The sequence below is a fragment of the Spirillospora sp. CA-108201 genome, assembly GCF_050936235.1.
GTDB lineage: Bacteria > Actinomycetota > Actinomycetes > Streptosporangiales > Streptosporangiaceae > Spirillospora.
On record NZ_JBNJNE010000001.1, the window covers coordinates 2,959,675 to 2,985,803 of the forward strand.

Annotated in this window: 26 protein-coding genes; 7 read left to right on the plus strand and 19 right to left on the minus strand. The window is 74.3% G+C overall.

Going from position 1 to position 26,129, the window contains the following annotated elements:
* Positions 1 to 10: 10 nt before the first annotated feature.
* From ftsL to mraZ, 3 genes are all read right to left on the minus strand, one after another.
* Positions 11 to 808, minus strand: a complete 798-nt coding sequence (ftsL, locus tag ACQEU6_RS14410) for a cell division protein FtsL (RefSeq protein WP_499332236.1) — start codon at positions 806 to 808, stop codon at positions 11 to 13.
* Positions 805 to 1,839 (minus strand): 16S rRNA (cytosine(1402)-N(4))-methyltransferase RsmH, encoded by a 1,035-nt coding sequence (gene rsmH / locus ACQEU6_RS14415; protein ID WP_499332238.1) that lies wholly within the window; start codon positions 1,837 to 1,839, stop codon positions 805 to 807. Before rsmH ends, ftsL begins: the two co-directional genes overlap by 4 nt.
* A 245-nt stretch (positions 1,840 to 2,084) precedes the next feature.
* A complete protein-coding gene (mraZ, locus tag ACQEU6_RS14420) occupies positions 2,085 to 2,516 on the minus strand; it encodes a division/cell wall cluster transcriptional repressor MraZ (protein WP_499332240.1) in 432 nt (143 codons plus the stop codon).
* A gap of 404 nt (positions 2,517 to 2,920) precedes the next feature.
* Here mraZ and ACQEU6_RS14425 point away from each other — a divergent pair, with 404 nt between their 5' ends.
* The 3 genes from ACQEU6_RS14425 to ACQEU6_RS14435 are packed head-to-tail and all read left to right on the plus strand — an operon-like array spanning position 2,921 to position 7,820.
* A complete protein-coding gene (locus ACQEU6_RS14425; protein ID WP_499340194.1) occupies positions 2,921 to 3,970 on the plus strand; it encodes an AAA family ATPase in 1,050 nt (349 codons plus the stop codon).
* Positions 3,971 to 3,973: 3 nt separating this feature from the next.
* Complete coding sequence (locus tag ACQEU6_RS14430; RefSeq protein WP_499332243.1) at positions 3,974 to 5,254, plus strand: DUF58 domain-containing protein; 1,281 nt, start codon at positions 3,974 to 3,976, stop codon at positions 5,252 to 5,254.
* Positions 5,255 to 5,285: 31 nt separating this feature from the next.
* Entirely contained in the window at positions 5,286 to 7,820 is a 2,535-nt protein-coding gene (locus ACQEU6_RS14435; RefSeq protein ID WP_499332245.1) for a transglutaminase TgpA family protein, read from the plus strand.
* 147 nt (positions 7,821 to 7,967) lie between these two features.
* Here ACQEU6_RS14435 and ACQEU6_RS14440 read toward each other — a convergent pair whose 3' ends face one another.
* The 6 genes from ACQEU6_RS14440 to ACQEU6_RS14465 form a co-directional block, all read right to left on the minus strand.
* On the minus strand, positions 7,968 to 8,360 hold the full coding sequence (locus ACQEU6_RS14440; protein WP_499332246.1) for an SCO2097 family morphological protein: 393 nt from the start codon (positions 8,358 to 8,360) through the stop codon (positions 7,968 to 7,970).
* Positions 8,361 to 8,507: 147 nt separating this feature from the next.
* Positions 8,508 to 9,773 carry a DNA polymerase IV gene (locus tag ACQEU6_RS14445; RefSeq protein ID WP_499332249.1) on the minus strand — a complete coding sequence of 422 codons (1,266 nt, stop codon included), beginning with the start codon at positions 9,771 to 9,773 and terminating at the stop codon, positions 8,508 to 8,510.
* A 4-nt stretch (positions 9,774 to 9,777) separates the two neighbouring features.
* Complete coding sequence (locus ACQEU6_RS14450; RefSeq protein WP_499332250.1) at positions 9,778 to 10,563, minus strand: methyltransferase domain-containing protein; 786 nt, start codon at positions 10,561 to 10,563, stop codon at positions 9,778 to 9,780.
* Positions 10,564 to 10,796: 233 nt separating this feature from the next.
* Complete coding sequence (nusB, locus tag ACQEU6_RS14455; RefSeq protein ID WP_499332252.1) at positions 10,797 to 11,213, minus strand: transcription antitermination factor NusB; 417 nt, start codon at positions 11,211 to 11,213, stop codon at positions 10,797 to 10,799.
* A gap of 1 nt (position 11,214) precedes the next feature.
* Entirely contained in the window at positions 11,215 to 11,772 is a 558-nt protein-coding gene (gene efp / locus ACQEU6_RS14460) for an elongation factor P (protein ID WP_499332254.1), read from the minus strand.
* Between the two features lie 32 nt (positions 11,773 to 11,804).
* Entirely contained in the window at positions 11,805 to 12,896 is a 1,092-nt protein-coding gene (locus tag ACQEU6_RS14465; protein WP_499332256.1) for a M24 family metallopeptidase, read from the minus strand.
* A gap of 166 nt (positions 12,897 to 13,062) precedes the next feature.
* On the opposite strand from ACQEU6_RS14465, the gene ACQEU6_RS14470 reads away from it, so the two are divergent.
* On the plus strand, positions 13,063 to 14,532 hold the full coding sequence (locus tag ACQEU6_RS14470) for a flavin monoamine oxidase family protein (protein ID WP_499332257.1): 1,470 nt from the start codon (positions 13,063 to 13,065) through the stop codon (positions 14,530 to 14,532).
* Between the two features lie 129 nt (positions 14,533 to 14,661).
* Positions 14,662 to 15,372, plus strand: coding sequence for a hypothetical protein (locus tag ACQEU6_RS14475; protein ID WP_499332259.1), 711 nt, complete (start codon positions 14,662 to 14,664; stop codon positions 15,370 to 15,372).
* Here the strand turns inward: ACQEU6_RS14475 and ACQEU6_RS14480 are convergent.
* On the minus strand, positions 15,347 to 16,393 hold the full coding sequence (locus ACQEU6_RS14480) for an LLM class F420-dependent oxidoreductase (protein ID WP_499332261.1): 1,047 nt from the start codon (positions 16,391 to 16,393) through the stop codon (positions 15,347 to 15,349). The two genes, ACQEU6_RS14475 and ACQEU6_RS14480, sit on opposite strands and share 26 nt — an antisense overlap.
* Before the next feature lie 82 nt (positions 16,394 to 16,475).
* Positions 16,476 to 17,141, minus strand: a complete 666-nt coding sequence (locus ACQEU6_RS14485) for an enoyl-CoA hydratase-related protein (RefSeq protein WP_499332263.1) — start codon at positions 17,139 to 17,141, stop codon at positions 16,476 to 16,478.
* Between the two features lie 168 nt (positions 17,142 to 17,309).
* Here ACQEU6_RS14485 and ACQEU6_RS14490 point away from each other — a divergent pair, with 168 nt between their 5' ends.
* Positions 17,310 to 17,885 (plus strand): TetR/AcrR family transcriptional regulator, encoded by a 576-nt coding sequence (locus ACQEU6_RS14490; protein WP_499332265.1) that lies wholly within the window; start codon positions 17,310 to 17,312, stop codon positions 17,883 to 17,885.
* Here the strand turns inward: ACQEU6_RS14490 and aroQ are convergent.
* The 4 genes from aroQ to aroC are packed head-to-tail and all read right to left on the minus strand — an operon-like array spanning position 17,882 to position 21,109.
* On the minus strand, positions 17,882 to 18,325 hold the full coding sequence (gene aroQ / locus ACQEU6_RS14495) for a type II 3-dehydroquinate dehydratase (RefSeq protein WP_499332267.1): 444 nt from the start codon (positions 18,323 to 18,325) through the stop codon (positions 17,882 to 17,884). The genes ACQEU6_RS14490 and aroQ overlap by 4 nt on opposite strands.
* Entirely contained in the window at positions 18,322 to 19,395 is a 1,074-nt protein-coding gene (gene aroB, locus ACQEU6_RS14500; RefSeq protein ID WP_499332269.1) for a 3-dehydroquinate synthase, read from the minus strand. The genes aroQ and aroB overlap by 4 nt, the downstream gene beginning before the upstream one ends.
* Positions 19,392 to 19,913 carry a shikimate kinase gene (locus tag ACQEU6_RS14505; protein WP_499332271.1) on the minus strand — a complete coding sequence of 174 codons (522 nt, stop codon included), beginning with the start codon at positions 19,911 to 19,913 and terminating at the stop codon, positions 19,392 to 19,394. Before ACQEU6_RS14505 ends, aroB begins: the two co-directional genes overlap by 4 nt.
* A gap of 17 nt (positions 19,914 to 19,930) precedes the next feature.
* On the minus strand, positions 19,931 to 21,109 hold the full coding sequence (aroC, locus tag ACQEU6_RS14510) for a chorismate synthase (protein WP_499332273.1): 1,179 nt from the start codon (positions 21,107 to 21,109) through the stop codon (positions 19,931 to 19,933).
* A gap of 76 nt (positions 21,110 to 21,185) precedes the next feature.
* On the opposite strand from aroC, the gene ACQEU6_RS14515 reads away from it, so the two are divergent.
* The gene (locus tag ACQEU6_RS14515; RefSeq protein ID WP_499332276.1) at positions 21,186 to 22,241 is read left to right on the plus strand and encodes a DUF2332 domain-containing protein; all 1,056 of its coding nucleotides are present in this window, start codon (positions 21,186 to 21,188) and stop codon (positions 22,239 to 22,241) included.
* A gap of 25 nt (positions 22,242 to 22,266) precedes the next feature.
* Here the strand turns inward: ACQEU6_RS14515 and ACQEU6_RS14520 are convergent, their stop codons facing one another.
* The 4 genes from ACQEU6_RS14520 to ACQEU6_RS14535 form a co-directional block, all read right to left on the minus strand.
* On the minus strand, positions 22,267 to 23,019 hold the full coding sequence (locus tag ACQEU6_RS14520; RefSeq protein ID WP_499332278.1) for a phytanoyl-CoA dioxygenase family protein: 753 nt from the start codon (positions 23,017 to 23,019) through the stop codon (positions 22,267 to 22,269).
* 72 nt (positions 23,020 to 23,091) lie between these two features.
* Positions 23,092 to 23,787, minus strand: coding sequence for an SseB family protein (locus ACQEU6_RS14525; protein WP_499332280.1), 696 nt, complete (start codon positions 23,785 to 23,787; stop codon positions 23,092 to 23,094).
* A 71-nt stretch (positions 23,788 to 23,858) separates the two neighbouring features.
* Positions 23,859 to 24,971, minus strand: a complete 1,113-nt coding sequence (gene bar, locus ACQEU6_RS14530; protein WP_499332282.1) for a barbiturase — start codon at positions 24,969 to 24,971, stop codon at positions 23,859 to 23,861.
* A 74-nt stretch (positions 24,972 to 25,045) separates the two neighbouring features.
* Complete coding sequence (locus ACQEU6_RS14535) at positions 25,046 to 26,029, minus strand: carbamate kinase (protein WP_499332284.1); 984 nt, start codon at positions 26,027 to 26,029, stop codon at positions 25,046 to 25,048.
* Between the last annotated feature and the right edge of the window lie 100 nt (positions 26,030 to 26,129).

Genomic DNA, 26,129 nt, shown 5'->3' on the forward strand with positions numbered 1-26,129 from the left:
CCGCGCCCGTTCACGGCGCCCCGTGCCCGGTCTGTGTTCCCGCACCGGTCCGGGCGCCCGCGCCGTTCCCGTTCCGCGTGCCCGCGCCCTGACCGTTCCGGGCACCCGCGCCGGCGCCGCCGGTCCGGGCGCCCGGAGGCGGGACCCCGTCGCCGGGGATCACGGTGCCGGGCACGCCGAGGACGCCCGCCGCGCCGGCCGACGCCGCGGCCGAGGGCGGAACGGGGCGGATGGCGCCGCCGGAGCGGCCGGGCTCGGTGGAGAAGAAGGCCGGGTCCTTGCCCTGCTTCATGCCGAGCCCCTCGGCCTTCTTCGACAGCTGCTGCGGGGCCCCCTCGCGGGCGATCCCCTCCTCGTAGGCCTGGCGCTGCTGTTCGAGCTGCTTGTTGCTCTGCTGGAGCCGCGTCAGCGTGAACGCGTCCTTGGCCAGGACGGTGTTCAGCAGCAGCAGGCTGACCAGCGCGCCGCCGAGCAGCCCGACGATGAGCAGGACGAACGGGGCGCGCGGCGCGCCCTGCCCGGTGCGCCGCGACGCCGCGGCGCTTTTCGCGCCTCCGGTGGAGTCGCCGGTGCTCTTCGCGGCCTTCGTGCTCTTGGCCGGCGCGGCCTTCGTCCGCGTCTGGGCGGGCGCCGCCTTGGCAGGGGCCGCCTTGGCAGGGGCCGACTTGGCAGGGGCCGACTTGGCGGGCGCGGTCTCGGCGGGCCGGCTCTTCGGCGGCGCGGTCCTCGGCGGGGCCGCGCCTTCCGGGCGCTCCGGGGCCCTCTTCTTCGGCGCCCTGGTCGGCGGCCGCCTGCTCGTCGTGGTCATGTCGCCTCCCGGACGCGCTCCGCGGCGCGCATCCGCACCGATCCTGCCCGTGGGTTGGTCGTGTTCTCCTCGTCGGACGCCACCTCGGCCCCGCGCGTCAGGAGCCGGAACCTCGGCTCGTGCTCGGGCAGCGGGACCGGCAGGTCCGGCGGGGTGGTGTCGGCCGCCTGGGCGGCGAGGACCTGCTTGGTGATGCGGTCTTCGAGGGAGTGGTAGGACAGCACGACGACCCGGCCGCCGACCGGGAGCGCGCCCAGGGCGGCGGGCAGCGCCCGGCGCCAGGTGTCGAGCTCGCCGTTCACCTCGATGCGCAGCGCCTGGAAGGTGCGCTTGGCCGGGTTGCCGCCGGTGCGGCGGGTGGCGGCGGGGATGGAGGTGCGCACCAGGTCGGCGAGGCGCCGGGTGGAGTCCAGCGGGGCGCGCTCGCGCTCCCGGACGATCGCGGCGGCGATGCGCTGGGCGAACCGCTCCTCGCCGTACACGCGCAGGATGCGGGCGAGCTCGGCGGGCGGGTAGCCGTTGACGACCTCGGCCGCGGTGAGGCTCTGGGTGCGGTCCATCCGCATGTCGAGGGGCGCGTCGTAGGAGTAGGCGAAGCCGCGGTCGGCCTCGTCGAGTTGCGGGGAGGACACGCCGAGGTCGAACAGGACGGCGTCGACCGCCGGGACGCCGAGGCGGCGCAGCACCGAAGGGATCTCGTCGTAGACGGCGTGCTCCAGCGTCACGCGGTCGCCGAACGGGGCGAGCCTGCGCGCGGAGCGCTCCAGCGCCGTGGTGTCGCGGTCGAGGCCGATCAGGCGAAGCGCCGGGACGGCCCGCAGCATCGCCTCGGCGTGACCGCCCATGCCGAGCGTGGCGTCGAGGTACACGGGCGCGCGGCCGGCGACCGCCTCGGCCGCGGGGACGAGGAGTTCGAGGACGCGGTCGAGCATGACCGGGATGTGGCCGCTTGCGGGCCCGCGGCCCTGCCCCGCGCCGTTCGCGGTGTCGTTCCCCGCGCCGTTCCCTGCTTCGTTCGCTGCGCCGTCCATGCTCCACCCCCTGTACTGCCACCTCGCTCGCGGACTGTGTGGCATCGCCGGACCGGACCGTCCCGCGCCCCCGGCGGCGGCCTCGCCCGGCCAGGTCCCCATCCGCTGCCCTGGAGGAAGATCACCGCGTTGCCCGCGGGGGGTCGCCGTCTGGCACCGGGGAAGCTGCGCCAGCTGACTGGAGAGCGGCTGGAGACCTGGCCGAACGTGGGCCAGTGCCGGTCAACGGACCGACGAGTCGTATCTCAGAGAATCCCTGGCAACACCTCCTCCGAGACGTCGGAGAAGGTCTGCTCCTCCTGCTCCAGGTAGGTCTCCCATGCCTGGGTGTCCCAGATCTCCAGACGCGTGTTGGCCCCGATGACCGTGCAGTCGCGGGTGAGCCCCGCGTACCTGCGCAGCGGCGGGGGAATCGTGACGCGGCCCTGCTTGTCGGGGACCTCGTCGGAGGCGCTGGCGAAGAAGACCCGGCTGTAGCTCCGGACCGCCTTCTCGGTGACCGGCGCAGCGCGCAGAGCCTCGGTTATCCGCTGGAACTCCGCCATGGGGAAGACGTACAGGCAGCGTTCCTGGCCCTTCGTGATCACCAATCCCCCCGACAGCTCCTCGCGGTACTTCGCCGGCAGGAACAGTCGTCCCTTGTCGTCGAGGCGCGGCGAGTGGGTGCCGAGAAACACCGGGCCCCACCTCCCGCGCCGCATGGGGCGCTACCGCCCCCCACGGCGCCCCACTCTACTCCACTCTTCCCCACCGTCAACAAGAAAAACACCGTCCACGCGCCGTTTTCCGCGACGAAATCGCAGGTCAACAGGGGTGGTGTGGAGTGGGGCCCAGCGGCGCCCCTCAGCGCGCCGCATCGGCACAAGCCGGCCGGGAACGCCCCCGCACGGGGCCCGGCGAGGTCCCGTGGGACGGGGGTGGAGTGAAGTGGTGCGTTGCGCGCGTCGTTTGTCGTCGCCCCTGTGGAGCACAATTGGCTCGCGTTCCACATGAACATCGCGGTGGGCGTTCCAAAGACGTACTGTCGTTTGGAACGGCTGAGGAGGGTTTGGTGGCAGTAGGCACGCACGGCGAGTCGTTCATGGAGACCGACCCACCGGCATCCCACCCCGCCCGGCGCGGCGGCCGTGACGGCGTCGGCGGCGACGCGGGCGGGCGCGACGCGGGCCGCGGCCCGGGAGGCGGCCTCGACGGGCTCGCCCATGTCGCGAACAAGATCCGCGACGCCGTGGAGTCGGTGATCGAGGGCAAGCCCTCGGCGGTGCGGCTCGCGCTGACGGTCCTGCTGGCGGAGGGCCACCTGCTCATCGAGGACGTGCCCGGGGTCGGCAAGACGATGCTCGCCAAGGCTCTCGCGCGCTCGGTCGACTGCTCGGTGCGGCGCGTGCAGTTCACGCCCGACCTGCTCCCGAGCGACATCACCGGCGTCAGCGCCTACAACCAGGAACGGCGCGAGTTCGAGTTCAAGCCGGGCCCGGTGTTCGCCAACATCGTGGTCGGCGACGAGATCAACCGGGCGTCCCCGAAGACGCAGTCCGCGCTGCTGGAGTGCATGGAGGAGCGCCAGGTCACGGTCGACGGCACCACCTACACGCTGGAACCGCCGTTCATGGTGATCTCCACCCAGAACCCGGTGGAGATGGAGGGGACCTATCCGCTCCCCGAGGCGCAGCGCGACCGGTTCACCGCCCGCATCTCGATGGGCTACCCCGACCCCGCCGCCGAACTGGAGATGCTGGAGACGCACGGCGAGACGTCCCCGCTCGACCGGCTCACCCCGGTCGCCCACGCCGCCGACGTCCGCGACCTCATCGAGGTGGTGCGGGCCCAGCACGTCGCGCCGGCGGTGCGGCAGTACGCGATCGACCTCGTCTCCGCCACCCGCAGGCACCCCGAGCTGCGGCTCGGCGCGTCCCCGCGGGCGACCCTGCAGCTGGTGCGGGCCGCGCGGGCCTACGCCGCGCTCGACGACCGCGACTACGTCGTCCCCGACGACATCCAGGACCTCGCCGTCCCCGTCCTCGCGCACCGGCTGCTGCCGACCGCCGAGGCGCAGGTCGAGCGCCGCCGTCCCGAGCAGGTGGTGGCCGACCTGGTGAAGCGGCTGCCGGTGCCCTCCCCCGGCAGGTGACGGGTGCGACGGGCGCTGGCCGGCCTCACCACGCGCGGGCGGTCGTTCGTGGCCGCCGGGGCGACCGCGATCGTCTGCGCGGTGGCGCTCGGAGAGCGCGACCTGCTGCGCGCCGGCGTGCTCGTGCTGGCGCTGCCCCTGCTGTGCACGATCGCGGTGGCGCGGACGCGGTACCGGCTGGCGTGCGCGCGGCGGCTGGAGCCGGCGCGGCTGCCGGTCGGCCACGAGTCCCGCGTCGACCTGCGGCTGGAGAACGTGTCGCGGCTGCCGAGCGGCCTGCTGATGGTGGAGGACCGGGTCCCCTACGCGCTCGGCGGGCGCGCCCGGTTCGTGCTGGAGCGCATCGAGCCGCACGCGTTCCGTGAGCTCGGCTACCGGATCCGCTCGGACGTGCGCGGGCGCTTCCGGGTGGGGCCGCTGACCGTCCGGCTCGCCGACCCGTTCGGGATGGTGGAGCTGGTCCGCTCGTTCAGCCTGTCCGACACGCTCACGGTGACGCCGTCGATCGTGCCGCTGCCGCCGAGCCGGTTGTCGGGGGCGTGGACGGGCGGCGGCGACAGCGTCGCCCGCGCGGTCTCCGCGGCGGGCGAGGACGACGTGGCCCCCCGCGAGTACCGGCACGGCGACGACCTGCGCCGCGTGCACTGGCGGTCCACCGCCCGGCACGGGGAACTGATGGTGCGGCGTGAGGAGCAGCACTTCCAGAGCAGCGGCACGCTGTTCCTGGACACCCGCCGCTCCGCGCACTGGGGCGACGGGCCGGCCGGCTCCTTCGAGCAGGCCGTCTCGGCGACCGCGTCGATCGGCGTCCACCTCGTCCGGACGGGGATGAGCCTGCGGTACGTCGACGACGGCGGGGAGGCGCTGCCCGCCGGACCTTCCGAGGGCGCGTTCGAGGGGCTGCTGCTCGACGCGCTCGCCGTCGCCCGCCGGTCCAAGGGCGGCTCGCTGACGGCGGGACTGGCCGCACTGCACGGGCACCGCGCGGGCCGGGAGGGCGACGGCCTGGTCGTCGGCGTGTTCGGCGTGCTGTCGGACGAGGAGGCCCGCGCGGTCTCCGCCGCCCGGCGCGGCACCGGCACCTGCGTCGCGGTCCTCCTGCGGGGCGGCCCCGAGGACGGCACGCCGCGGGACGGCGGGACGGCCGCGGGGCTGCTGCGCGCGGGCGGCTGGCGGGTGGTGACCGTCCGGTCCGCGGCGGAGCTCGCCGGAACGTGGGCGCGCGCGGGCAAGGCGGGCGAGGATTTCGTGTCAGGGGCGGCGCATGAGCAAGGGCGCGCATGACCGAGGGCATCCACGGGAGCAAGGGCGGCGCATGAGGGTCCGGATGACGGTGATGGCCGGGCTGGCGACGCTCACCGGCTCGCTCGGGCTGTACCCGCTGTTCGAGAAGGCGAGCTGGTTCTGGGCGGGATTCGGCGCGGTGCTGGTCGTGTCCGGCGGCGGCCTGCTGGCGCGGCGGCTGCGCGCGCCCGCCGCGGTCTGCCCGCTGTTCGGGCTGGCGGCGCTGCTGCTGTACCTCGACCTCGCGTTCGCCGGCGGCGAGGCGTGGCTCGGGGTCGTCCCGTCCCCGGAGTCGATGCGGCGGCTCGGCGAGCTGGCGGACGAGGGCTGGCGCGCGGCCAACCGGTACGCGGCGCCCGTCCCGCTCGTCCCGGGCATCGCGATGCTGGCCGCGGCGGGCATCGGCCTGGTCGCGGTCCTGGTGGACCTGCTGGCGGTGCGGCTGCGGCGCGCCGCGCCGGCCGGGCTGCCGCTGCTGGCCATGTACAGCGTGCCCGCGGCGATCCGCGAGGACGGCGTGGGCTGGGTGGCCTTCGGCGTCGGCGCGTTCGGCTACCTCGCCCTGCTCATGGCCGACGCCCGCGAGCAGGTCGGCGGGTGGGGCCGGACGGTGACGACGCGCCGCCGCCCGCGGGAGGTGCCGCTGGCGGGTGCGCAGTCGCCGCCGGCCGGCGGCGCCGACCGGCCCGACGCCTCGGCGCTGGCGGCCAGCGGCCGCCGGATCGCGGCCGGCGCGGTCGCCGTCGCCGTGCTGCTGCCGGCGGCGATCCCGGGCCTGCACCCGCGCGGCGTGTTCGGCGTGGGCGGCGGTTCCGGTTCCGGCACGCAGACCGTGACCACGCCCGACCCGCTGGTCAGCCTGAAGCGGGAGCTGACCCGGCTGGACGACTCGACCGTGTTGACCTACCGCAGCGACGCCCCGGAGAGTCCCGGCTACCTGCGCCTCTACGCCCTCGACCGGTTCGACGGCGACCGGTGGACCTACAGTCCGCTGAAGAGCTCCGCCAAGGACCGGCTGACCGGCGACCGCGCCCTCCCCGCCCCGCCGGGGCTGACCGTCGCCCCCACGCGCGAGGTGACGACCGAGGTGCGGGTGCGGCCCGAGGTCAGGAACATGACGTTCCTTCCGGTGCCGTACGCCCCGGCCAAGGTGTCGATCAAGGGCGACTGGCGAGTGCACGGCCCGTCGCTGATGATCTACTCGCTGCGCGACTCGGCGGGCGGGCGCTCCTACACCGTCAGGAGCCTGCTGCCGCAGCCGACCGCCGGGCAGCTCGCCGCCGCGGGGCCCTACCCGCCCGAGGTCGTCGCCCACTACACGGCGGTGCCCAAGAACGTCCCGCCGCAGGTCAGGAAGCTCGCCGCGGACGTCACCTCCGGGTCGGCGACCGCGCTCACCCAGGCCGTCCGGCTGCAGCGCTGGTTCACCATGTCCGGCGGGTTCACCTACGACCTCTCCGCGCCCGCGCCGCAGCACGGCAGCGACCTCGTCGACTTCCTGCTGCACAGCAAGCGGGGCTACTGCGAGCAGTTCGCCGCCGCGATGGCGCTGATGGCGCGGATCCTCGGGATCCCGTCGCGGGTCGCGATGGGCTACACGCCCGGCAGCGAGGTCAGGCCCGGCGAGTGGGTGGTGCGGTCGCGCGACGCGCACGCCTGGCCCGAGCTGTACTTCGAGGGCTCGGGATGGGTGCGCTTCGAGCCCACGCCGAGCGGCGCCGCCGGGCAGGGCACCGCCCTCGCCCCCGCGTACAGCCAGCCCGCGGTCAGCACCGGCGGCGGGCCGGACGACCAGGGCACCCGGGCGCCGGACTCCTCGTCCCCGGACGCGGGCGCCACCGCCGCGCCCACCGGCCCCCGGCACCGCAACGACGAGGGCGCGGACGGAGCGACCGGCGCCCGGAAGAGCGACGACGGCGGGTTCACCGCCGCGCGGTGGATCGCCGGCGCCCTGCTGGTGCTCCTGCTGCTGGCCGCGCCGATGGCGCTGCGGATCTTCACTCGCTGGCGCCGCTGGGCGGCCCTGGCCTCCTCCTCCGCCGGGAAGCCGAAACCGGCGCCGGCGCCCGACCCCGATCAGGCCGGGAAGAGGGAGCCCACGCGGCGGCGAAGCCCCGGTCCGGGGGAACGCGCGGAGGGCCCGCGGACGCCCGATCCGGCCTGGGCGGCGCACGCCGCCTGGCAGGAGATGCGCGCGGACGCGCTCGACCACGGTCTGGAATGGCGGGCCAGCGACTCCCCCCGCGCCGCCGCCCGGCGGCTCGGCGAACTGCTGGAGATGGACGCGCCGAGCGTGCAGGCCCTCACCCGGATCGCCCGCGCCGAGGAGCTGGCGCGCTACTCGCGGACCCGCTCCTTCGAACCCGCCGAGCGGCTGCGCGCCGACGTGCGGACCGTCCGGGAGGCGTTCGCCGCGTCCGTGGGGCGCCCCACGCGGTGGCGCGCCCGGCTGCTCCCCCCGTCGACGGTGGCGCAGACCCGCTCCACGCTCCGCACCGCCGGAGACCGCGCCCTCGACGTCACCGCCCGCCTGAACGACCTGCCGTCCCGGCTCCGCCGCAGGTAGGCCCACCCCGGACACACGACGGTCCCGGCCTCGCGGGGAACCGCGTCAGACCGGGACGATCCGTCTCGTCAGAACCGAGCCACTCTGGGGGGACGGCCCTCAGACCCCGAAACGGGACTGAGCGCCGTCTTCCGCTCAGGACGTCGCTCAGTCACCCTCGGTGCGGCGGCGCCAGCGTTCCTCCATGCGCTCCATGAAGCCCGCCTTGGCGGGACGCGCCTGGCGACCGCCTCCGCGCGCGGGCTCGTTGCCGATGCCCGTCATCCGCTTCCAACTCGTCAGCGCCCAGACGCAGCACACGACCATCAGCAGGAAGCCCGTCACGCTGATGGCGATCGTGACCGTGCCCGCGTTGATCACGAGGCCGGCCATCAGTGCGCACACGCCCACCGCGAAGCCGAGGGCCGCCTTGACGATCCGGCGCTTGTAGTGGACCTGGGGGTTGGTCGAGCGAACCGCGTGAGCGAACTTCGGATCCTCGGCGTACAACGCCGATTCGATCTGTTCGAGCATGCGCTGCTCGTGCTCAGAGAGCGGCACGGCACCTCCCAGCGACAGCTCCGCGACGGAGTATCCGATGCGGGACGCGAACGTCAACGGTGATATGCCCAGAATACGAGCACTCTCGAGCGTACGAAAGCGAACGGCCCGCCGAGGGCCCGGTGCCGGTCACCTCACAGCCTTCTTTCATTGTCTTCCGTCCCTGCCGTCCCCTGCGTCACCCTCCGCCGCACGCCGGACCAGCGCGGCGGGTCGCACCGCGCCGCGCCCGAACCGGTGCGCGACCTGATCCATGGCTCGCTCGGCCTCACGCCAGCCGCTGTCCGGTTCGTCGAGGGCGAGCTGACGGGGGGCCTCGCCGGCGGGGCCCAGGTTCTCGACCCGCACCCCGACCAAACGGAGTCGTACCCGTTCCAGGCCCGACGCCTCGTAGAGCTCGCGGGCTGTGACATAGATCACACGAGCCAGATCGGTGGGCTCGGCCAGGGTGCGCGCCCGCGTGATCGTCTTGAAGTCGGCCATCCGCAGTTTGACGCTGACCGTCCGACCGGCGTTCCCGCTCTCGCGCAGCCGCGCGCCGACCCTCTCCGCCAGGCGCAGCAGCTCCCGCCGGATGACCTCCGGATCGTCGACGTCGGTGTCGAAGGTCTCCTCGGCGCCGATGCTCTTGTCGGGCGTGTGCGGGACGACCTCCCGCGGGTCGCGCCCCCACGCCAGCTCGTGCAGGTGCCTGCCGAGCGCGTTGCCGAGTTCGCGCTGCAGCGTCGCGAGGGGCACCTGGGCGAGCTGCCCGACGGTGCGCAGCCCGAGGCGGGTCAGCGCCTGCTCCGTCCGCTCGCCGACGCCCCACAGGGACGCGACGGGCAGCGGATGCAGGAAGTCGACGACGCCGTCGGCCGGCACCACGAGCAGCCCGTCGGGCTTGCACCGCGTCGAGGCCAGCTTCGCGACGAACTTGGTGTTCGCGACGCCGACCGAGCAGGTGATGCCCTGCTGGTCGCGCACCTGGTCGCGGATCAGCTGCGCGATCACGGCGGGACGGCCCAGCCGCCGCCGGGCGCCCGCCACGTCCAGGAAGGCCTCGTCCAGCGACAGGCCCTCGACCAGCGGCGTGACGGAGCGGAAGATCTCGAAGACGGCGGCCGACACGCGGCCGTACTTGCCGTGGCTCGCCGGCAGCACGACGGCCTGCGGGCACAGCCGCCGCGCCCGCGTCATCGGCATCGCCGAGTGCACGCCGAACCCGCGGGCCTCGTAGGAGGCCGCGGACACCACGCCCCGGGGCCCCGCCCCGCCCACGACGACGGGACGCCCGCGCAGCTCGGGCCGCTCCAGCAGCTCGACGCTCACGAAGAAGGCGTCCATGTCGACGTGCAGGACGGCGCAGCCGGTGTCGTCGGCCGGCGGACCCGGCTGCGGCCCCGGCCGATGCAGCTGCTGCTTGCGGCTCACGGTGCTAGCCGACCGGTTTGTCCGCCACCAGGTGCAGCTGGGTGGCGAGGTCCCGCAGGACGGGGTGGACGGCCGCGACCGCCTCCAGTGCGATCAGCGCGTCCGCGGAGCCGGCGTCGCCGTCCAGCAGGCCGCTCGGCACCAGGTCGGCGAAGATCCGGACGCCGTGCAGCTCGGCGACCCGCAGCCCGGCGCCGCTCACCAGCGCCGACAGCGTCTCGCGGGTGAACCGGCGGGGCATCCGGTCGCCCTCGCCCCAGCGCCCGGACGGGTCCGTCAGCACCCGCCGCGCGTCGTCGAAATGCCCCGACACCGCGCGGTGCAGCGCGGCCGCGATCTGACCCGCCGCCAGCACGCTGACCGAACCGCCTGGGCGGACGGCGCCGGTCAGCGCCGCCATCGCCGCACCCGGATCGTCGACGTACTCAAGGACGCTGTGGCACAGCACGAGGTCGGCGGCGTCCGGGCCGAGCAGATCGGGCAGGTCGACGGCGTCGCCCTGCACCGCGCGCACCCGCACCCCGGACTCGGCCGCCCGGCGCTCCAGCGCGGCCAGCGCGTCCGGATTGGCGTCGACCACGGTGACCCGGTGCCCCAGCTCCGCGAGCGGCACGGCGAACCCCCCGGTCCCGCCGCCCACGTCCACGACGTCGCTCAGGCCGGCCTCGGGAGTGATGCGGTCGAGGACCTCGCGCAGAGCGTCCCAAAGGACCGCATTGCGCACCCGGCTGCTACCCCGCACCCGCTTCTGTTGCCGGCCGGACGCGGCCGCTCCCCTAACGTTCGTCATCAAGAAGAGCTTATTGCAGTACCAGACGACGAAGGGCCCTCCAGCCCCGAACCTCAGCCGGCACCGCGACCACGCGACAGCCTGGGGGCCGCGATCGCGTCCGAAGGCAGGTTCAAGCGAAGCGGGAACCTGATCGCGCAGCGAGCCCCTGGGCGAGCCGAAGCGATGCCAGCGATCGCCCGCTTTTATCGACGATGGAGGGCCGCCAGGCCCGAAGGAGGAGAAAAAAGCAATTAAAGCGTGAGCGAAGGCTTCAGTTGTTGTAGGCGGGAGAGGAGGCCGTTGACGAAGCGGGGGGACTCGTCGGTGGAGAGTTCGGTGGCCAGGCCGACCGCCTCGCTCACCGCGACGCCGTCGGGGACGTCGTCGACCCACAGGAGTTCGAACGCGCCCATGCGCAGGATGTTGCGGTCGACGGCGGGCATGCGTTCGAGGGTCCAGCCGGTCGCGTAGGTGGCGATCAGCTCGTCGATGCGCTCCCGGTTCTCCTGGACGCCCTCGATCAGCCGGACGGCGTGCGGGTACTCGGCGAGCTCGTCCTGGTTCGGACGGCCGCGGGCGGCCAGCACCGCCGTCGGCTGCTCCTCCCGGAGCTCCGCGGCGAACAGGATGTCCAGGGCGAGTTTCCTGGCCTTGGTGCGGGCGGCCATGTCAGGCGCGGCCGAGGTACTCGCCGGAGCGGGTGTCGACCTTGACCTTCTCGCCGGTGGTGATGAACAGCGGGACCTGGATCTGCGCGCCGGTCTCCAGGGTGGCGGGCTTGCTGCCGCCGGTGGAGCGGTCGCCCTGCAGGCCCGGCTCGGTCTCGGTGATCTCCAGCACGACGGCGGCGGGCAGCTCGACGTACAGCGGGTTCTCGTTGTTGAAGGCGATCACGGCGTTCTGCTCGGGGAGCAGGTAGTTCGCGGCGTCGCCGACGACGCCCGCCGGGATGTGCGGCTGGTCGTAGGTCTCGGTGTCCATGAAGACGAAGTCCTCGCCCTCGCGGTAGAGGTACTGCATCTCGCGCTTGTCGACGCTGGCCACCTCGACCTTGGTGCCGGCGTTGAAGGTCCTGTCGACGACCTTGCCCGACAGCACGTTCTTGAGCTTGGTGCGGACGAACGCGCCGCCCTTGCCTGGCTTGACGTGCTGGAACTCCTGGACGGTCCACAGCTGGCCGTCGATGTTCAGCGTCATGCCGTTCTTCAGGTCGTTCGTCGTCGCCACTGCGTTGTTCTCCCGGTCGCGACCCGCGCGTCCTACAGGACGAGCAGGTCCTTGGTCGTTGTGGTGAGGAGCTCCGGCCCGCCCGCGCGGACCACCAGCGTGTCCTCGATGCGGACCCCGCCCCGGCCCGTGAGGTAGACCCCCGGCTCCGCGGTGATCGGAACCCGATCCGTCAGTTTACCGGTCTTGTCGTACCCCATGAGCGGCGCTTCGTGGATCTCCAGGCCGACGCCGTGCCCGAGGCCGTGGGTGAACGCCTCGCCGTGCCCGGCGTCCGCGATGACGCCGCGGGCGGCGGCGTCCACGTCCTTGGTGTCGGCGCCGGGCAGCGCGGCGGCCAGCGCGGCCGCCTGGGCGCGGTGGACGAGGTCGTAGAGGTCCCGCTGCCAGGCCGCGGGCTCGCCGATCGCGACGGTGCGGGTCATGTCGGCGTGGTAGCCGCCGTAGAGGGCGCCGAAGTCCATGGTGACGAGGTCGCCGCGCTGGAGCTCGCGGCCGCCCGGGTGGTGGTGCGGGACGGCTCCGTTGGGGCCGGACGCGATGATCGACTCGAAGGCGGGGCCCTCGGCGCCCTGGTCCACCATGGCCCGTTCGAGGGCGATCGCGACGGCGCGCTCGGTGACCCCGGCGCGGATCTCGGGCAGGACGGCCTCGAACGCGCGGTCGGTGACGGCGCACGCCTCGCGCAGCAGGCCGATCTCCTCCTCGTCCTTCACCATGCGCAGTTCCTCGACGAGGCGGCCGAGCGGGACCAGTTCGCCCGCGGCGCCGCCCGGCCGGGCGGCGTCGAGGAGGGCGGTGTGGTGCTCGACGGTCAGGTCGTGGGCCTCGAAGCCGAGCCGGCCGCGGCCGTCCTCGGCCGCCCGCTTCACCAGCGCCTCGCCCACCTGCCGGTCGACGACGACGGGAAGTTCCGGGCAGACCTGCGCGGCCATCCCGGAGTAGCGGCCGTCGGTGGCGAGCACGGCGGGCCCTTCGGCCGGGACGAGCAGCGCGGCCCGCGAGCTGTCCAGGCCGGTCAGGTACCGGATGTTGACCAGGCGGGTCACCAGCAGGGCGTCGGCGCCCCGGTCGGCGACGAGCGCGGCGAGCCGGCGGCGCCGCGCGTAGTGAGTCTCCCCCATGGCCAGGACTCTAGGTCATCGCGGCGGGGGCCGTCTCAACGCGGTCACGAACATGAATAACCCTCGACTTTCGGTCGAGGGTCGGCCTAGCGTGACCCGGCGTGTGCTCCGTCCCCCGAACGTCCGTTCCCCCAGGACTTCCCCAGGAGTGATTCCCTTGACCCGAGTGAGCCGCAGAAGACTGCTGGGCACAGGCGCTCTCACCGCCGCGGGAGCCGTCGTCTCCGCGGCCTCGGCCCCCTCCGCCGCCGCCCGGACCGCGCCCCTCACCGCGGACGTGGTGATCGTCGGCGCCGGGCTCTCGGGCCTCACCGCCGCCCGCGACCTCGTCGCCGCGGGCCGGTCCGTGGTCGTGCTGGAGGCGCGGGACCGCCCCGGCGGCCGCGTCTACGGGATGCCGCTCGGCGACGGCACCACCAACGAGGGCGGCGCCGAGTTCGTCGGCCCGACGCAGGACCGCATCGCCGCGCTCGCGAAGGACATGGGCGTCGACACCTACGCCACCTACAACGAGGGCAAGAACGTCTACTACCGGGACGGCAAGCGGTCGCTGTACGCGACCGACGGCCTGCTCGGCGCCGTCCCGCCGGACTGGGGCGTGGTCGACCTGGAGCTGGCGCTGCTGAAGCTCGGCGGCATGGTCAAGGAGGTGCCGGTCGGCGAGCCGTGGAGGGCGGCCAAGGCCGAGGAGTGGGACGCGCAGACCTTCCACACCTGGTCGCGGTCCAACTCGCTGAGCGGCGGCGCGCGGTTCCTGATGGACGCGTTCGCCTCCTCCACCCTGTCGATGCGGTCGCAGGAGGTCTCGCTGCTCTACCTGCTGAACTACGCGGCCTCGGCGGGCAACGAGACGAATCCGGGGACGATCGACCGGCTGATCAACACGAGGGGCGGGGCGCAGGAGTCGCGGTTCGTCGGCGGCTCGCAGGAGGTGCCGGTCCGGCTGGCGGCGCGGCTCGGCGGCATCGTCCACTACGACGCGCCGGTCCGGTCGATCGTCGCGGAGGCGGGCGGCGCCACGGTCACCGCCGACGGGATCACGGTGTCGGCGAGGCGGGTCGTGGTGGCGATGTCCCCGGCGATCGCCGGGAGGATCGACTTCTCGCCGGCGCTGCCGGCGAGCCGGGCGCAGCTCATGCAGCGCTACCCGATGGGGTCGGTCGCCAAGTTCGTCGCCGTCTACGACACCCCGTTCTGGCGGGCGGACGGGCTGACCGGGCAGGCCGTGGCCGACGGCGGCGCCATCGACGCGACGTTCGACAACAGCCCGCCGGACGGGTCGCGGGGCATCCTGATGGGCTTCATGAACCAGGCCAACATCAGGAGGCTGGACGGCGCGCCCGCCGCGGACGTCCGGGCGGCGGGGCTCGACTCGTTCACCAAGCTGTTCGGCGACAAGGCCGCGAACCCGGAGCTGACCGCCTTCCAGCGCTGGGACAACGAGACGTGGAGCGGCGGCGGCCCCGTCGGCGTGGCCCCGCCCGGCGCGCTCACCGCCTTCGGCCCGGCGCTGCGGGAGCCGTGCGGCCCGATCCACTGGGCGGGCACCGAGACGTCCGGCTTCTGGACGGGCTACATGGACGGCGCCGTCCGCTCCGGCGAACGCGTCGCCAAGGAGGTCGACGCGGCCCTGTGAGCCCGCCCCTCCCGGGCCGATCCCCGCACGGTCCCGCCGGCCGGAAGAATTAAGGATCAGGCGGCGATCCGGCCGGCGGATCCGCGCGTCTCATCCAGGGAACACGGATGGACGACGGAACGGGTTCCGATGGCGGGGTACGGGAATCGGCCGAACTGGGCCCCGGCGGCGCTGATGGCGGTCGGCGCGCCCCTGGCCGGCATGGCGCTGGTCGTCGGCCGGGCCGCCCTGACCGCCTACGGGCCGTCGGCGCTGGCGGGCAACTGGGCGGGCACCGCGCTGCTCTTCGCGGTGATGATGGCCGGATACGCCCTGCTGGTCTTCACGCAGCTGCGCTACGTGAACGTCCTGGTCTTTTTCGGCGCCTTCCTCCTGCTCGTCATCGGGGCGTCCATGGTCGCGGGCGCGGTGTCGGACCAGGCGCTGCACGAGCGGGGCCGGACCACGACGTGCACGGTCCAGAAGGTCGACCAGCGCGAGGTCACCAGCACCGACGCCGACGGGAACAGGACCACGGACGTCTACTACGACCACGACCTCGCCTGCGCCGAACCGCGGGTGCGGACGATGACGACCGGGTCCAAGGTCGCGGACCGAGGCGAACGCGTGCAGGTCGTGTACGACCCGCGCGGCCGCCTCGATCCGCGCCCCGCGAGCTCGGTGGGCGATCCGGGCACCTCGCTGAAATGGGGGGCCGCCCTGTTCGGCGGCGGCGTCCTGCTCCGCGTGCTGTTCGAGCTGGACGTCCCGCCGCTCGGGCCCGGGAAGGGTTTCCGGATCGGCCGCCTCCGCCGCCGGCGGCGGAGGCGGCCGGTCAGAGGCCGGCCGCCATCTCCTTGACCTTCTCGATCAGCGCGAGGCGGCCCTTGTGGTCGCCCGCGATCGGGGACACGTTGAGCGTCGTGACGCCGGACTCCTTCATCGCGGCGAGCCGCTCCCGGACGTGCCCCTCGGGGCCGATGAGGGACATCTTCTCCAGCAGCTCCTGCGGGACCTTCGCGGCGGCCTCGTCCTTCTTGCCGTCCAGGTACAGGTCCTGGATCTCCTCGGCCTCCTTCTCGTAGCCGTAGCGCCGGGCGAGGTCGTTGTAGAAGTTCTTGCCCTTGGCGCCCATGCCGCCGATGTAGAGCGCGGCCATCGGACGGCCGAACTCCAGGAAGCCCTTCACGTCCTCGCCGATGACGAGCGGGGACTGCCCGACCACGTCGAGCTCGCCGAGCGCGGGGTCGCGCTTGGCCTTGCCGGCCGCGAGGGAGGCGCCCCACACGTCCGCGGCCTTCTCCGGCACGTAGAAGATCGGCTCCCAGCCGTTGGCGATCTCGGCGGTCAGCTCGACGTTCTTCGGGCCGATCGCGGCGACCATGATCGGGATGTCGGCGCGCACCGGGTGGTTGATGAGCTTGAGGGCCTTCCCGAGGCCGGTGCCCTGCCCCTCGGGCAGCGGCAGGTGGTAGTGCTTGCCGTCGTGCTGGACCCGCTCGCGGCGCCACACCTTGCGGCAGATCTCGATGATCTCCCGGGTGCGGCCGAGGGGCGCGGTGTAGGGGACCCCGTGGAAGCCCTCGATGACCTGCGGGCCAGACGCGCCGATGCCGAGCGTGAACCGCCCGTCGGACACGTAGTCCAGCCCCGCGGCGGTCTGGGCGATCGCGGTCGGGGTGCGCGAGTAGATGTTGAGGATGCCGGAGGCGATCTCCACCCGCTCGGTCCTGGCGGCGATGTAGCCCATCTGGCTCACCGCGTCGAAGCTGTACGCCTCCGCGACGTAGACGATGTCGAGGCCGGCCTTCTCGTAGTCGGCGAGCTCCTCGACGGTCTCCTTGAAACCGCCCGAGTAGCTGAGCGCCATACCGATGCGCATGGTGTCCCGCGCCCCTTTCTGAACCGAATCCGATTCCAGTCGAAACGTAACCTACTCCCGGCCCGCGTCCGGGAGGAGGGGGTCACGGCAGAGCGGGGCCGTTCAGCGCGTCCAGCGCCTGCCGGTACATCGCGGTGCGGATCGTCGCCACGACCGCGCCGTTCTTGCCCGCCAGCGACGCCGCCCACTCCACGGCGGCGGGCAGCACCTCCTCCTCGGGCGCGACGCGCTGCACGATCCCGGCCTCGCGCGCCTGCTCCGCGGCGTAGCGGCGGCCGGTGAGCATCGCCTCGTGCGCGGTGGCCTTCGGCAGCCGCGCCGTGATCAGCGCGTTCATCCCCGGGGTGAAGCTCATCCCGAGATCGACCTCGGGCAGGCAGAAGTAGCCGCGGTCGGTGCGCATGACGGCGAAGTCGTGGGCGAGGGCGAGCATGCCGCCGCCGGCGAAGGAGTGCCCGTTCAGCGCCGCGACCGTCGGCATGGGCAGCGACAGGACGCGCGCGTACAGGGCGTGGACGCGCCGCAGGTACTCCTCGAACCGGTCCTGGTTGGCGCCGAGCCAGTCCAGGTCCAGCCCGTTGGAGTAGAACTTGCCGGTGCCGACGGTGACCAGCGCGCCCGGCCCCTCGTTCTCGGCGACCGAGTCCAGGGCCCCCTCGACCGCGTCGAGGAAGTCGGGGCCGAAGCGGTTCTCGCCCGCGTCGAACCGCAGGACGTACACGTCTCCGTCGCGCTGGAGGTCGATCACGAACGTCTCCTTCTCCCCGGCGGCCCGGCTCCCGGACCCCGCCTGAATCGCGTGCCCGAGCCGACCCTACTCGCGGGTAGAAGGTATGACGCCCGGCATAGCCACAGTTCGCCATGACGATTGTCATGGTCAACGCGAAGACCGTATGATGAATGTCATAATCGTGCCATGGGGACGGACAGCAGGGAACGCATGGTGCGCAGCGCCGCCTACCTCTTCCGCGAGCGCGGCTACAGCGGCACCGGGTTCCGCGACGTCATCACGCACAGCGGCGCGCCGCGCGGGTCGATCTACCACCACTTCCCCGGCGGCAAGGCGCAGCTCGCCGAGGAGGCCGTCCGCTACGCCGGCGAGTTCCTCAACGCCGGCATCCTCGCCGCCACCGAGGGCGGCGACGCCGCGTCCGCCGTGGACGCCTTCACCGGCTGGTGGCGGCAGGTCCTGATCAAGAGCGAGTTCCGCGCCGGCTGCCCCGTCGTCGCCGTCACCGTCGAGTCCCACGACGAGGCCCCGCAGCTCGCCGACGCCGCCGCGGCGGCGTTCGGGCGCTGGCAGGACACCCTCGCCACCGGGCTCGGCAACGCCGGCGTCCCCGACGACCGCGCGTCCCGCCTGGCCCGCCTCATCGTCGCGGCCGTCGAGGGCGCCACCATCCTGTGCCGCGCCCACCGCGACGTCGCCCCGCTCGACGACGTCGTCTCCGAGCTCAAGGACATGGCGCGCAGCGCCGCCCGGGAGGACTAGGGGCTCTCGGCGACCAGCTCGGCCACGGCCTGGAGGGCGAGGACGTAGGACATGGCGCCGAAGCCGGCGACCGTGCCGGTGGCGACGCCGGCGATCACGGAGGTGTGGCGGAACTCCTCGCGCGTGGCCGGGTTGGTGATGTGCACCTCGACGAGCGGGGCGGTGCGCTGGGCGGCCGCGTCCCGCAGCGCGTAGGAGTAGTGCGTGAACGCCGCCGGGTTCAGCACGACGGGGACCCGCGCGTCGGCGGCCTCGTGCAGCCAGCGCATCATCTCGGCCTCGTCGTCGGTCTGGCGCACCTCGACCTGGAGGTCGAGGCGGCGGCCGGCGTCGCGGCAGACGGCGACCAGGTCGTCGAAGGTGGCCGTCCCGTAGGTGTCGGGCTCGCGGACGCCGAGACGGCGCAGGTTGGGGCCGTTCAGGACGAGGACGCGGGTCATCGGGCGATCTCCCGGTAGGCGGCGGCGAGCAGGTCCTCGTCCGGGCCCTCCAGACGGCCCGGCTCGGCGACGCCGTCGAGGACGACGAACCGGAGCGTGGCGCCCCGCGACTTCTTGTCGATGGCCATGGTGGCGCGCAGGCCGGGCCAGTCGGCGGCGTAGGAGACCGGCAGGCCCACGGACTCCAGGACGTCCCGGTGCCGCCGGACGACGCCGGCGGGCAGGCGCCCGGCGAGGCGGGACAGCTCGGCGGCGTACACCATGCCGATCGCGACGGCGTGGCCGTGGCGGAACCGGTAGTCCTCGTTCTTCTCGATGGCGTGCGCGAGGGTGTGGCCGTAGTTCAGGATCTCGCGGAGGCCGCCCTCCCTCAGGTCGGCCGACACCACGCCGGCCTTGACCCGCACGGCCCGCTCGACCAGTTCGCGGGTGTGCGGGCCGTCGGGGCGCGCGGCGCCCTTCGGGTCGTCCTCGACCAGGGCGAGGATCTCCGGGTCGGCGATGAACCCGGCCTTGATGATCTCGGCGAGGCCGCTGATGTAGTCCTCCCGCGGCATCGACACCAGCGTGGCGAGGTCGCACAGGACACCGGCGGGCGGATGGAACGCGCCGACGAGGTTCTTGCCCTCGGGGACGTTGATGCCGGTCTTGCCGCCGACCGCCGCGTCCACCATGCCGAGCAGCGTCGTCGGGACGAGCACCGCCCGCACGCCGCGCAGCCACGAGGCCGCCGCGAACCCGGCGAGGTCGGTGGCGGCGCCGCCGCCGACGCCGACGACGACGTCGGTCCGGGTCATGCCGAGGCGGGCGAAGGAGGACCACAGCCCGGCCAGGACGCCGACCTCCTTGGCGGCCTCGCCGTCCGGGACGGGCAGCGCGTGCACGGCGTACCCGGCCTGTTCGAGCGCCCCGCACACGGGGCGGGCGATCTCCGGCAGACCCTCGGCGTGGACGACGGCGACGGTCCGGGCCCGCTCCCCGACCATCGCGGGCAGTTCGCCGAGGACGCCCGTCCCGATGACCACGTCGTAGGGGTCGGCGCCGCCGACGTGCACCCGCGCCCGCGTCACGCGTCCCCCTCCAGGGCCCGCGCGACCTCGTCGACGATGTCGGCGGGGTCGCGGCCGTCGGTGTCGACGTGCACGGTGCCGAGCCGCTCGTAGATCGGGAGCCGCTCCTCCAGGAGCTTGCGCATCTGGCTGCGGGGGTTCAGCACGAGCAGCGGCCGCGCCGACGCCAGGCCGACCCGCTTGATCGCCTCCGACAGGCCGACCCGCAGGTAGACGACGGTGTGCCCGGCGAGCAGGTCCTGCGTCTCGGCCGCGAGGACGGCGCCGCCCCCGAGCGAGACGACGCCCTCGTGCCCGGCCAGGGCCTCGGCGACCGCGGCGCGCTCCAGCTCGCGGAAGCGCTCCTCGCCGTCGTCGATGAAGATCTCGCCGACCGGCTTGCCCGCGGCCCGCTCGACGTCGGCGTCGGTGTCGCGCAGCGGGACGCCGAGGCGCTCGGCGAGCGCGGCGCCGATCGTGGACTTGCCCGAGCCGGGCGGTCCGATGATGACCGCCCTCGGTCGGATGGCACCGCTCACTTGATCGTCCGATCCGCTCACTTGATCGCCAGGGAGGACAGGTAGCCGCGCAGGTTGCGGGCGGTCTCCTCGGCGGAGTCGCCGCCGAACTTCTCCAGCGCCGCGTCCGCGAGGACGAGCGCGACCATCGCCTCGGCGACCACCCCGGCGGCCGGGACGGCCGTCACGTCGCTGCGCTGGTTGATCGCCTTGGCGGGCTCGCCGGTCGTGACGTCGATCGTGTCCAGCCGCCGCGGGACGGTGGAGATCGGCTTCATCGCGGCGCGCACCCGCAGCACCTCGCCGGTGGTCATGCCGCCCTCGACGCCGCCGGCGCGGTTGGTGCGGCGGCGGATCCCGCCGGGGGTCGCGTCGATCTCGTCGTGCGCCCGCGAGCCGGGGCGCCGCGCGGTGGTGAACCCGTCGCCGAGCTCCACGCCCTTGATCGCCTGGATGCCCATGAGGATCCCGGCGAGCCGGGAGTCCAGGCGCCGGTCCCAGTGGACGTGGCTGCCGAGACCGGGCGGGAGCCCGTAGGCGAGCACCTCCACCACGCCGCCGAGGGTGTCGCCGGCCTTCTTGGTCTCGTCGATGTGCGCGACCATCCGCGCCGACGCCTCGCCGTCGAAGCAGCGCACCGGGCTCTCGTCGACCCGCGCGAGGTCGCCGGGCTCCGGCAGGACGCCCTCGGGGGCCTCGACCTCGCCCAGCGCGATCACGTGGCTCAGGACGTCCACGCCGAGGGCCTGCTGGAGGAACGCCTTGGCGACGGTGCCGAGCGCGACCCGCGCGGCCGTCTCGCGCGCGCTCGCCCGCTCCAGGACGGGCCGGGCGTCGTCGAAGCCGTACTTCTGCATGCCGACCAGGTCGGCGTGGCCGGGCCGCGGCTGCGACAGCGGGGCGTTCCTGGCCTGCGCCGCGAGGACGTCGGCGTCGACGGGGTCGGCCGACATGACCGTCTCCCACTTGGGCCACTCGGTGTTGCCGACCTCGATCGCGACCGGCCCGCCGAGCGTCACCCCGTGCCGGACGCCGCCGATGATCGTGACCTTGTCCTGCTCGAACTTCATCCGGGCGCCCCGCCCGTGGCCCAGCCTCCGGCGGCGCAGTTCCTCGGCGATGTCCCCCGAGGTCACGCGCACACCGGCCGGCAGCCCCTCCACGATCGCGGTCAGGGCCGGGCCATGGGACTCCCCCGCGGTCAACCAGCGCAGCATGGGAGGAATCCTATTGACTCCGCGCGCCCGCCCGTGACGGCGTCCAGTATCTGAGAGGCTCCTCGCGGAGGTGGCGATGAGCGGATCCGGCTCGGGAGAGGCCGAAACGAGGCGGGCCCTGCTGGGCCAGGCGCGGGCGTCCGCCCAGCTGGGGTCGCCGATGTACGCCGAGTTGCTCACGCGGGCGGCCGACGATCCGGGCGGGGCCGTGACCGGGGTACTCGGGGAGCGCACGGGCACCGGGTTCATCCTCGGCATGCTGGGAACGGTGCACCGGCTCGTCCTTGAGGGGCGGGCGCCGGACCTCGCCGCGCACTACCCGACCGCCGGCGGAACGGACGACCCGCTGGAGGCCTGGCCCGCGTTCCGGGACGTGCTGGCCGAGCACGCCGCCGAGATCCGCGCCGGCCTCCTCGACCCGCCGCAGACCAACGAGGTCGGGCGGGCGGCGCCGCTCGTCGGAGGGCTCCTCACGATCGCCGGCGCCTGCCGTCCCGCGGGCGCCCCTGCCCCGCCGATCAGGCTGCTGGAGATCGGGGCCAGCGCGGGGCTGAACCTGCGCGCCGACCGGTTCCGGTTCCTGCACGAGAGCGGCGCGTACGGGCCGGAGTCCCCGGTCGTCCTGCCGGACGCCTGGCGGGGCCTTCCCCCGGTGGGCGCGCCGCTCGCGATCGCCGAGCGGCGGGGGTGCGACACGCATCCGCTGGACGCAGCCTCGCCCGCCGGACGGCGGCGGCTGCTGTCGTACGTGTGGCCCGACCAGGCGGCGCGGGTGGCGCGGCTGCGGGCGGCGTTCGAGGTCGCCGAGCGCGTTCCCGCGACGGTCGTGGAGGCGGGCGCGGCGGACTTCCTGGAGGGGCTGGCCCCCGAGCAGGGCGTCGTGACGGTCGTGTGGCACTCGACGATGCGCGCGTACCTGTCGCGGGAGGAGGCGGCGCGCGTCGACCGGAGCATCGGGCGGGCGGGCGCGGCGGCCACCCCCGACGCGCCCGTGGCGCACCTGTCGTTCGAGGGACGCGACGCCTCGCGGCTCGACGTCCTGCACGTCGTGACGCTGCGGATGTGGCCGGGCGGGGAGCCGGTGGTCCTCGGCGAGGGCCCGTCCCACGGCCTCCCCACGACCTGGTTCTAGCGGCGGCCGCGCCGCCGGTCCGGCGTCAGGACCGCGCGAGCGCCCGGTCGATCGCGACCCGCACGGGAGACGACGCGGGCAGCGGCCCCGCCGGGAGCAGGGGCGGCTGCGCCATGAACCGGGGGTTCGCGCCCCGGTGCGCCTGCGCGGCGTGCACCAGGAAGGGATGGCACAGGTACACGTCGCCTGCCTGCCCCGTGGCGTAGGCGAGCGGGCGGTGCTCGGTCGCGGGCACGGCCCTGGCCGCCAGATCCATGAACGCCAGGCCCTCCTCCCCCGCGGGCTCCAGGATCGGCGGCACGTCCAGATGGGAGCCGACGCGGATGCGGGTCGGCCCGTCGTCCTCCCCCACGTCGGAGAACAGGAACAGCATCAGCAGCGCGCGGCCCTTCGACGCGGCGTTCACCCGGTAGGACATGAAGTCGACCGGGTCGTCGCCGGGGAAGCTCGCGTCGATGTGCCAGCCGTCGTCGCCGGGCGGCAGGCGGCTGGGGAACCGCACCGGGAACGTGCCGAGACCGGCGCGCGGCAGCCAGGCGCCCGCGCCGACGACGGCGTCGAACGCGGCGTGCAGCGGGCCGGTGTTCACCGCGGCCCGGAACGGCTCCTCGGCGTGGTCGCCGAGCCGCACGACCGGGCGCGTCCACGTCGCGGGGTCGTCGGGGTCGCAGCCGGTTTCGCGCCACAGGATGTCGCGGCACTCCGCGGCCAGTTCCCGGGGGAACGCCCGCTCGACCCGGACGTACCCGTCGGTGAGGAAGGCATCAACGTCGATCACGGCGCCAGCGTCGCAGAGGGGCCGCGGCGGACGCGAGCGATTTACCGCGCCCTCGCCCCGCCCGCCCGCGGGCTACCTGCGCAGCACGTTCAGTTCGACGCCGCCGACGATCCGGCCGCGCAGCAGTTCGGCGAGGCGGTCGGAGACCCGCTGGACGGTGCCGCGCTCGTCGTGCCCGGGGACGACCGCGAACCGGACGGCGATCTCCGCGGAGGTGCCCTCGACGACGCGGACCCCGCTGACCGAGGGGTCGGAGCCGAACGCGGCATCGACCGCGGCGAGGATGTCGGGGTCCTCGTGCGGCGGCGGGATCGGGCGGCCGTCGGCGAGCAGGTGCAGGCGCAGCCCGTCCACGGCGAGCGGGACCGGGCCCGCCACGTCCACGACCAGGGCGTCGGCGCCCTCGTCGAGCGCGGCGCGGCAGGCGTCGCCGGCCCGCACCGCGACCGGGCGGGCGTCGGCGCGCCACGCCAGCATCGTCTCGGTGCAGGTGAAGCCGAGCACGCCGCGCCGCCCGTCCTCCCCGATCAGGGTGGGCAGCGCCATGTCGCTCGACTTCTCCCGCCGCAGCCCGCCGGGAGCGACGGGCTCCTCCTCGGTGAGGACGGCGACGATCGGCACCAGCAGCCGCGCGCCCTGGAGCCGCCGCAGCACCGCGTGGACGCCGACACGGCCGGACGCGTACCCGGCGAGCGCCTCGCACAACCGGGGATCGGCGCTTCCGTCGTCCCCGGGGAACTGCGGTTCGGGAATGGTCAGTCCGGACACGCCAGGAAGGCTATAACCTCCGGCGACCACAGGGGGCTACTCCTCGGATACTCTTCGCGTCCCGGACGCCGTCAGCCGAGGTCGGCGATGGCCGCGACGGTGCCGCCGCCGGACGGCCCCTGGTGCACCGCCGCCACCGACACGAACACCGCCGGGTCGCCGGTGACGGAGGCGGCGACACCGCCGACGCACGCCTTGATCTGCCGGTGCCAGTGCACGTCGGAGTCGTCCAGCATGATGTTGCGGCGGCCCCGGACCGAGCCGCCCGGGTCGGCCTCGCACTTGATGAACGCGTTGACGAGCCGGTCGCCGAGGTCGGCCGTGCGGGGCCGTTCGGGCAGGTCCAGGCCCGTCGAGCGGATGGCGTCCCAGATCCCGTCGGCGTCGAGCGCGTCCCGCATCACCCCGTGCCCGGCCCGGTACCGGCCGCCGATGCCGCGCACGTTGCCGACGACCACGATCTGCGCCCGGTCCAGCTCGACGCCGGACGAGCACGACGCCACCGACGAGTACAGCGACAGGTCCCTGTGGATCCGCTCGGCGGACGGCGCCTCGATCTCGCCGAGCGCGACGGCGATGCCGAGCGCGGTCGTGGAGTTGGAGATGTCCATCGACTTGAGGGTGTCCTCGGTGACCACGTCGCGGCCGCGCGCCTTCGCGTCGTTGATCGTGTCGAGGGTGAGCAGCGGCGTCTTCGTCTGCACGTAGTGGACGTCGGCCGGATCGTCGATCCCGGCGGTCTTCATGGCCTCGCGGACGCCCGCGGCGACGGTCTCCACCATCGCGGGACGGCCGATGTCCTCGGGCGGGATGGCCTCGCTCATCGCGACGCCGACCGACAGCCGCGGCTCGTCGGAGGCGGGGACGCGGGCGGGGTCCGCGGTCGCGAAGACGGTCGCGTGGGGGCTGAGCACCCCGTCCGTGCCGCCCGACCACACCAGCGGCACCCGGGCCACCTCGTCCGCCGTCCGGGTGCCCCTGGCGAGCAGCACCTCGCGGAACGCCCGGTCGGCCAGCAGCCGCGTGTAGTCGTTCACGCCGCCGTTGCCCTCGGTCTTGCCGACGACCGCGAGGACCCGGTCGGCCTCCAGGACGCCGTCGTCGATCAGCCGGGCCAGCCCGGACGCGTCGGTCACGCTCTCGATGGGGATCTTGCGGACTTCGATCGGATCGGGCACCGTCATCGCTCCTGCCTGCTGTGGATCGTCCACCGACGGGTCGGACGTCGACCGCTCTGGTGAACCGTCTCTACCCGGGGTCAGCCCTCCACGACCGTCCCGGCCCTGCCGCGGGCGGCGTCGCCGAGCCGGGCCAGCGAGGTGATCGCGGCGCGCCGCCCACCGCCCGCGACGAACCGCCGCACCGCCTCGACCTTCGGGCCCATGCTGCCGCCGGCGAAGTGCCCGGCGGCGGCCAGCCCGGCCAGCTCCGCGACCGTCGTGCGGTGCAGCGGGCGGGCCCGCGGCGTCCCGAACCCGGTCATCGCGTTCTCCACGTCCGTGGCGATCACGAGGGTGGTGGCCTCCAGGCAGCGCGCCAGCAGCTGCGCGGCCAGGTCCTTGTCGACGACGGCCTCGACGCCGCGCAGCGCCCCGTCCGCCCGGACCACCGGCACTCCCCCGCCGCCCGCGGCGACGACGACGTGCCCGGCGCCCAGCAGCAGGGCCGCCGCGTCGGCGTCCAGGATCTCCAGCGGCTCGGGCGAGGCGACGACGCGCCGCCAGCCCCGGTCCCCGAACCGCCTCCACACCTGGCCGAGCGCCGCCGAGCGGCGCGCCTCCTCCTCGGGGAAGTAGCGGCCGACCGGCTTGGCGGGGGCCGCGAACCCGGGGTCGGCGGCGTCCACGAGCGTCCGCGTCACCACCGTCGACACCGGCCGGGCGGCGCCCCGCGCGGCCAGCGCCCGCTCCAGCGCGTTCATGATCATCACGCCGACGGTCGCCTGGGTCTGCGCGCCGCACCAGTCCAGCGGGACGGGCGGCACCACGCCCGCCGCCAGCTGGTTCTTGATCAGCAGGTTGCCGACCTGCGGACCGTTCCCGTGGGTGAGCGCGACCCGCGCGCCCGCCGCGACCAGCTCCGCCACGGGCGCCATCGCGGCCTCGATCGCGGCCGCCTGCGCGTCCGGGGTGGCGCTGCCGTCCGGCGCGGTCATGGCGTTGCCGCCGAGGGCGATCAGGATCCGCTCGCCGCCCGGCGTCCCGCCGTGCCCGCCGTGTCCTTCCGCATGGCCCCAGGTCACGGGACGGACGCTAACCCGCGCGGCGGCCGCCGCTCACGGGCGAAATCCGCCCAACGAACGCCGTTTCTTCGGCAACTTCCGGCCGTGCGCGACGGCGTCC

Coding starts and splice junctions, on each gene's coding strand:
- ftsL (WP_499332236.1), bottom strand. CDS start 808: ATGACCACGACGAGCAGGCGGCCGCCGACCAGGGCGCCGAAGAAGAGG.
- rsmH (WP_499332238.1), bottom strand. CDS start 1,839: ATGGACGGCGCAGCGAACGAAGCAGGGAACGGCGCGGGGAACGACACC.
- ACQEU6_RS14425 (WP_499340194.1), top strand. CDS start 2,921: ATGGAGACCGACCCACCGGCATCCCACCCCGCCCGGCGCGGCGGCCGT.
- ACQEU6_RS14435 (WP_499332245.1), top strand. CDS start 5,286: ATGAGGGTCCGGATGACGGTGATGGCCGGGCTGGCGACGCTCACCGGC.
- ACQEU6_RS14450 (WP_499332250.1), bottom strand. CDS start 10,563: ATGACGAACGTTAGGGGAGCGGCCGCGTCCGGCCGGCAACAGAAGCGG.
- nusB (WP_499332252.1), bottom strand. CDS start 11,213: ATGGCCGCCCGCACCAAGGCCAGGAAACTCGCCCTGGACATCCTGTTC.
- ACQEU6_RS14465 (WP_499332256.1), bottom strand. CDS start 12,896: ATGGGGGAGACTCACTACGCGCGGCGCCGCCGGCTCGCCGCGCTCGTC.
- ACQEU6_RS14475 (WP_499332259.1), top strand. CDS start 14,662: ATGGCGGGGTACGGGAATCGGCCGAACTGGGCCCCGGCGGCGCTGATG.
- ACQEU6_RS14480 (WP_499332261.1), bottom strand. CDS start 16,393: ATGCGCATCGGTATGGCGCTCAGCTACTCGGGCGGTTTCAAGGAGACC.
- ACQEU6_RS14490 (WP_499332265.1), top strand. CDS start 17,310: ATGGGGACGGACAGCAGGGAACGCATGGTGCGCAGCGCCGCCTACCTC.
- aroQ (WP_499332267.1), bottom strand. CDS start 18,325: ATGACCCGCGTCCTCGTCCTGAACGGCCCCAACCTGCGCCGTCTCGGC.
- aroC (WP_499332273.1), bottom strand. CDS start 21,109: ATGCTGCGCTGGTTGACCGCGGGGGAGTCCCATGGCCCGGCCCTGACC.
- ACQEU6_RS14515 (WP_499332276.1), top strand. CDS start 21,186: ATGAGCGGATCCGGCTCGGGAGAGGCCGAAACGAGGCGGGCCCTGCTG.
- bar (WP_499332282.1), bottom strand. CDS start 24,971: ATGACGGTGCCCGATCCGATCGAAGTCCGCAAGATCCCCATCGAGAGC.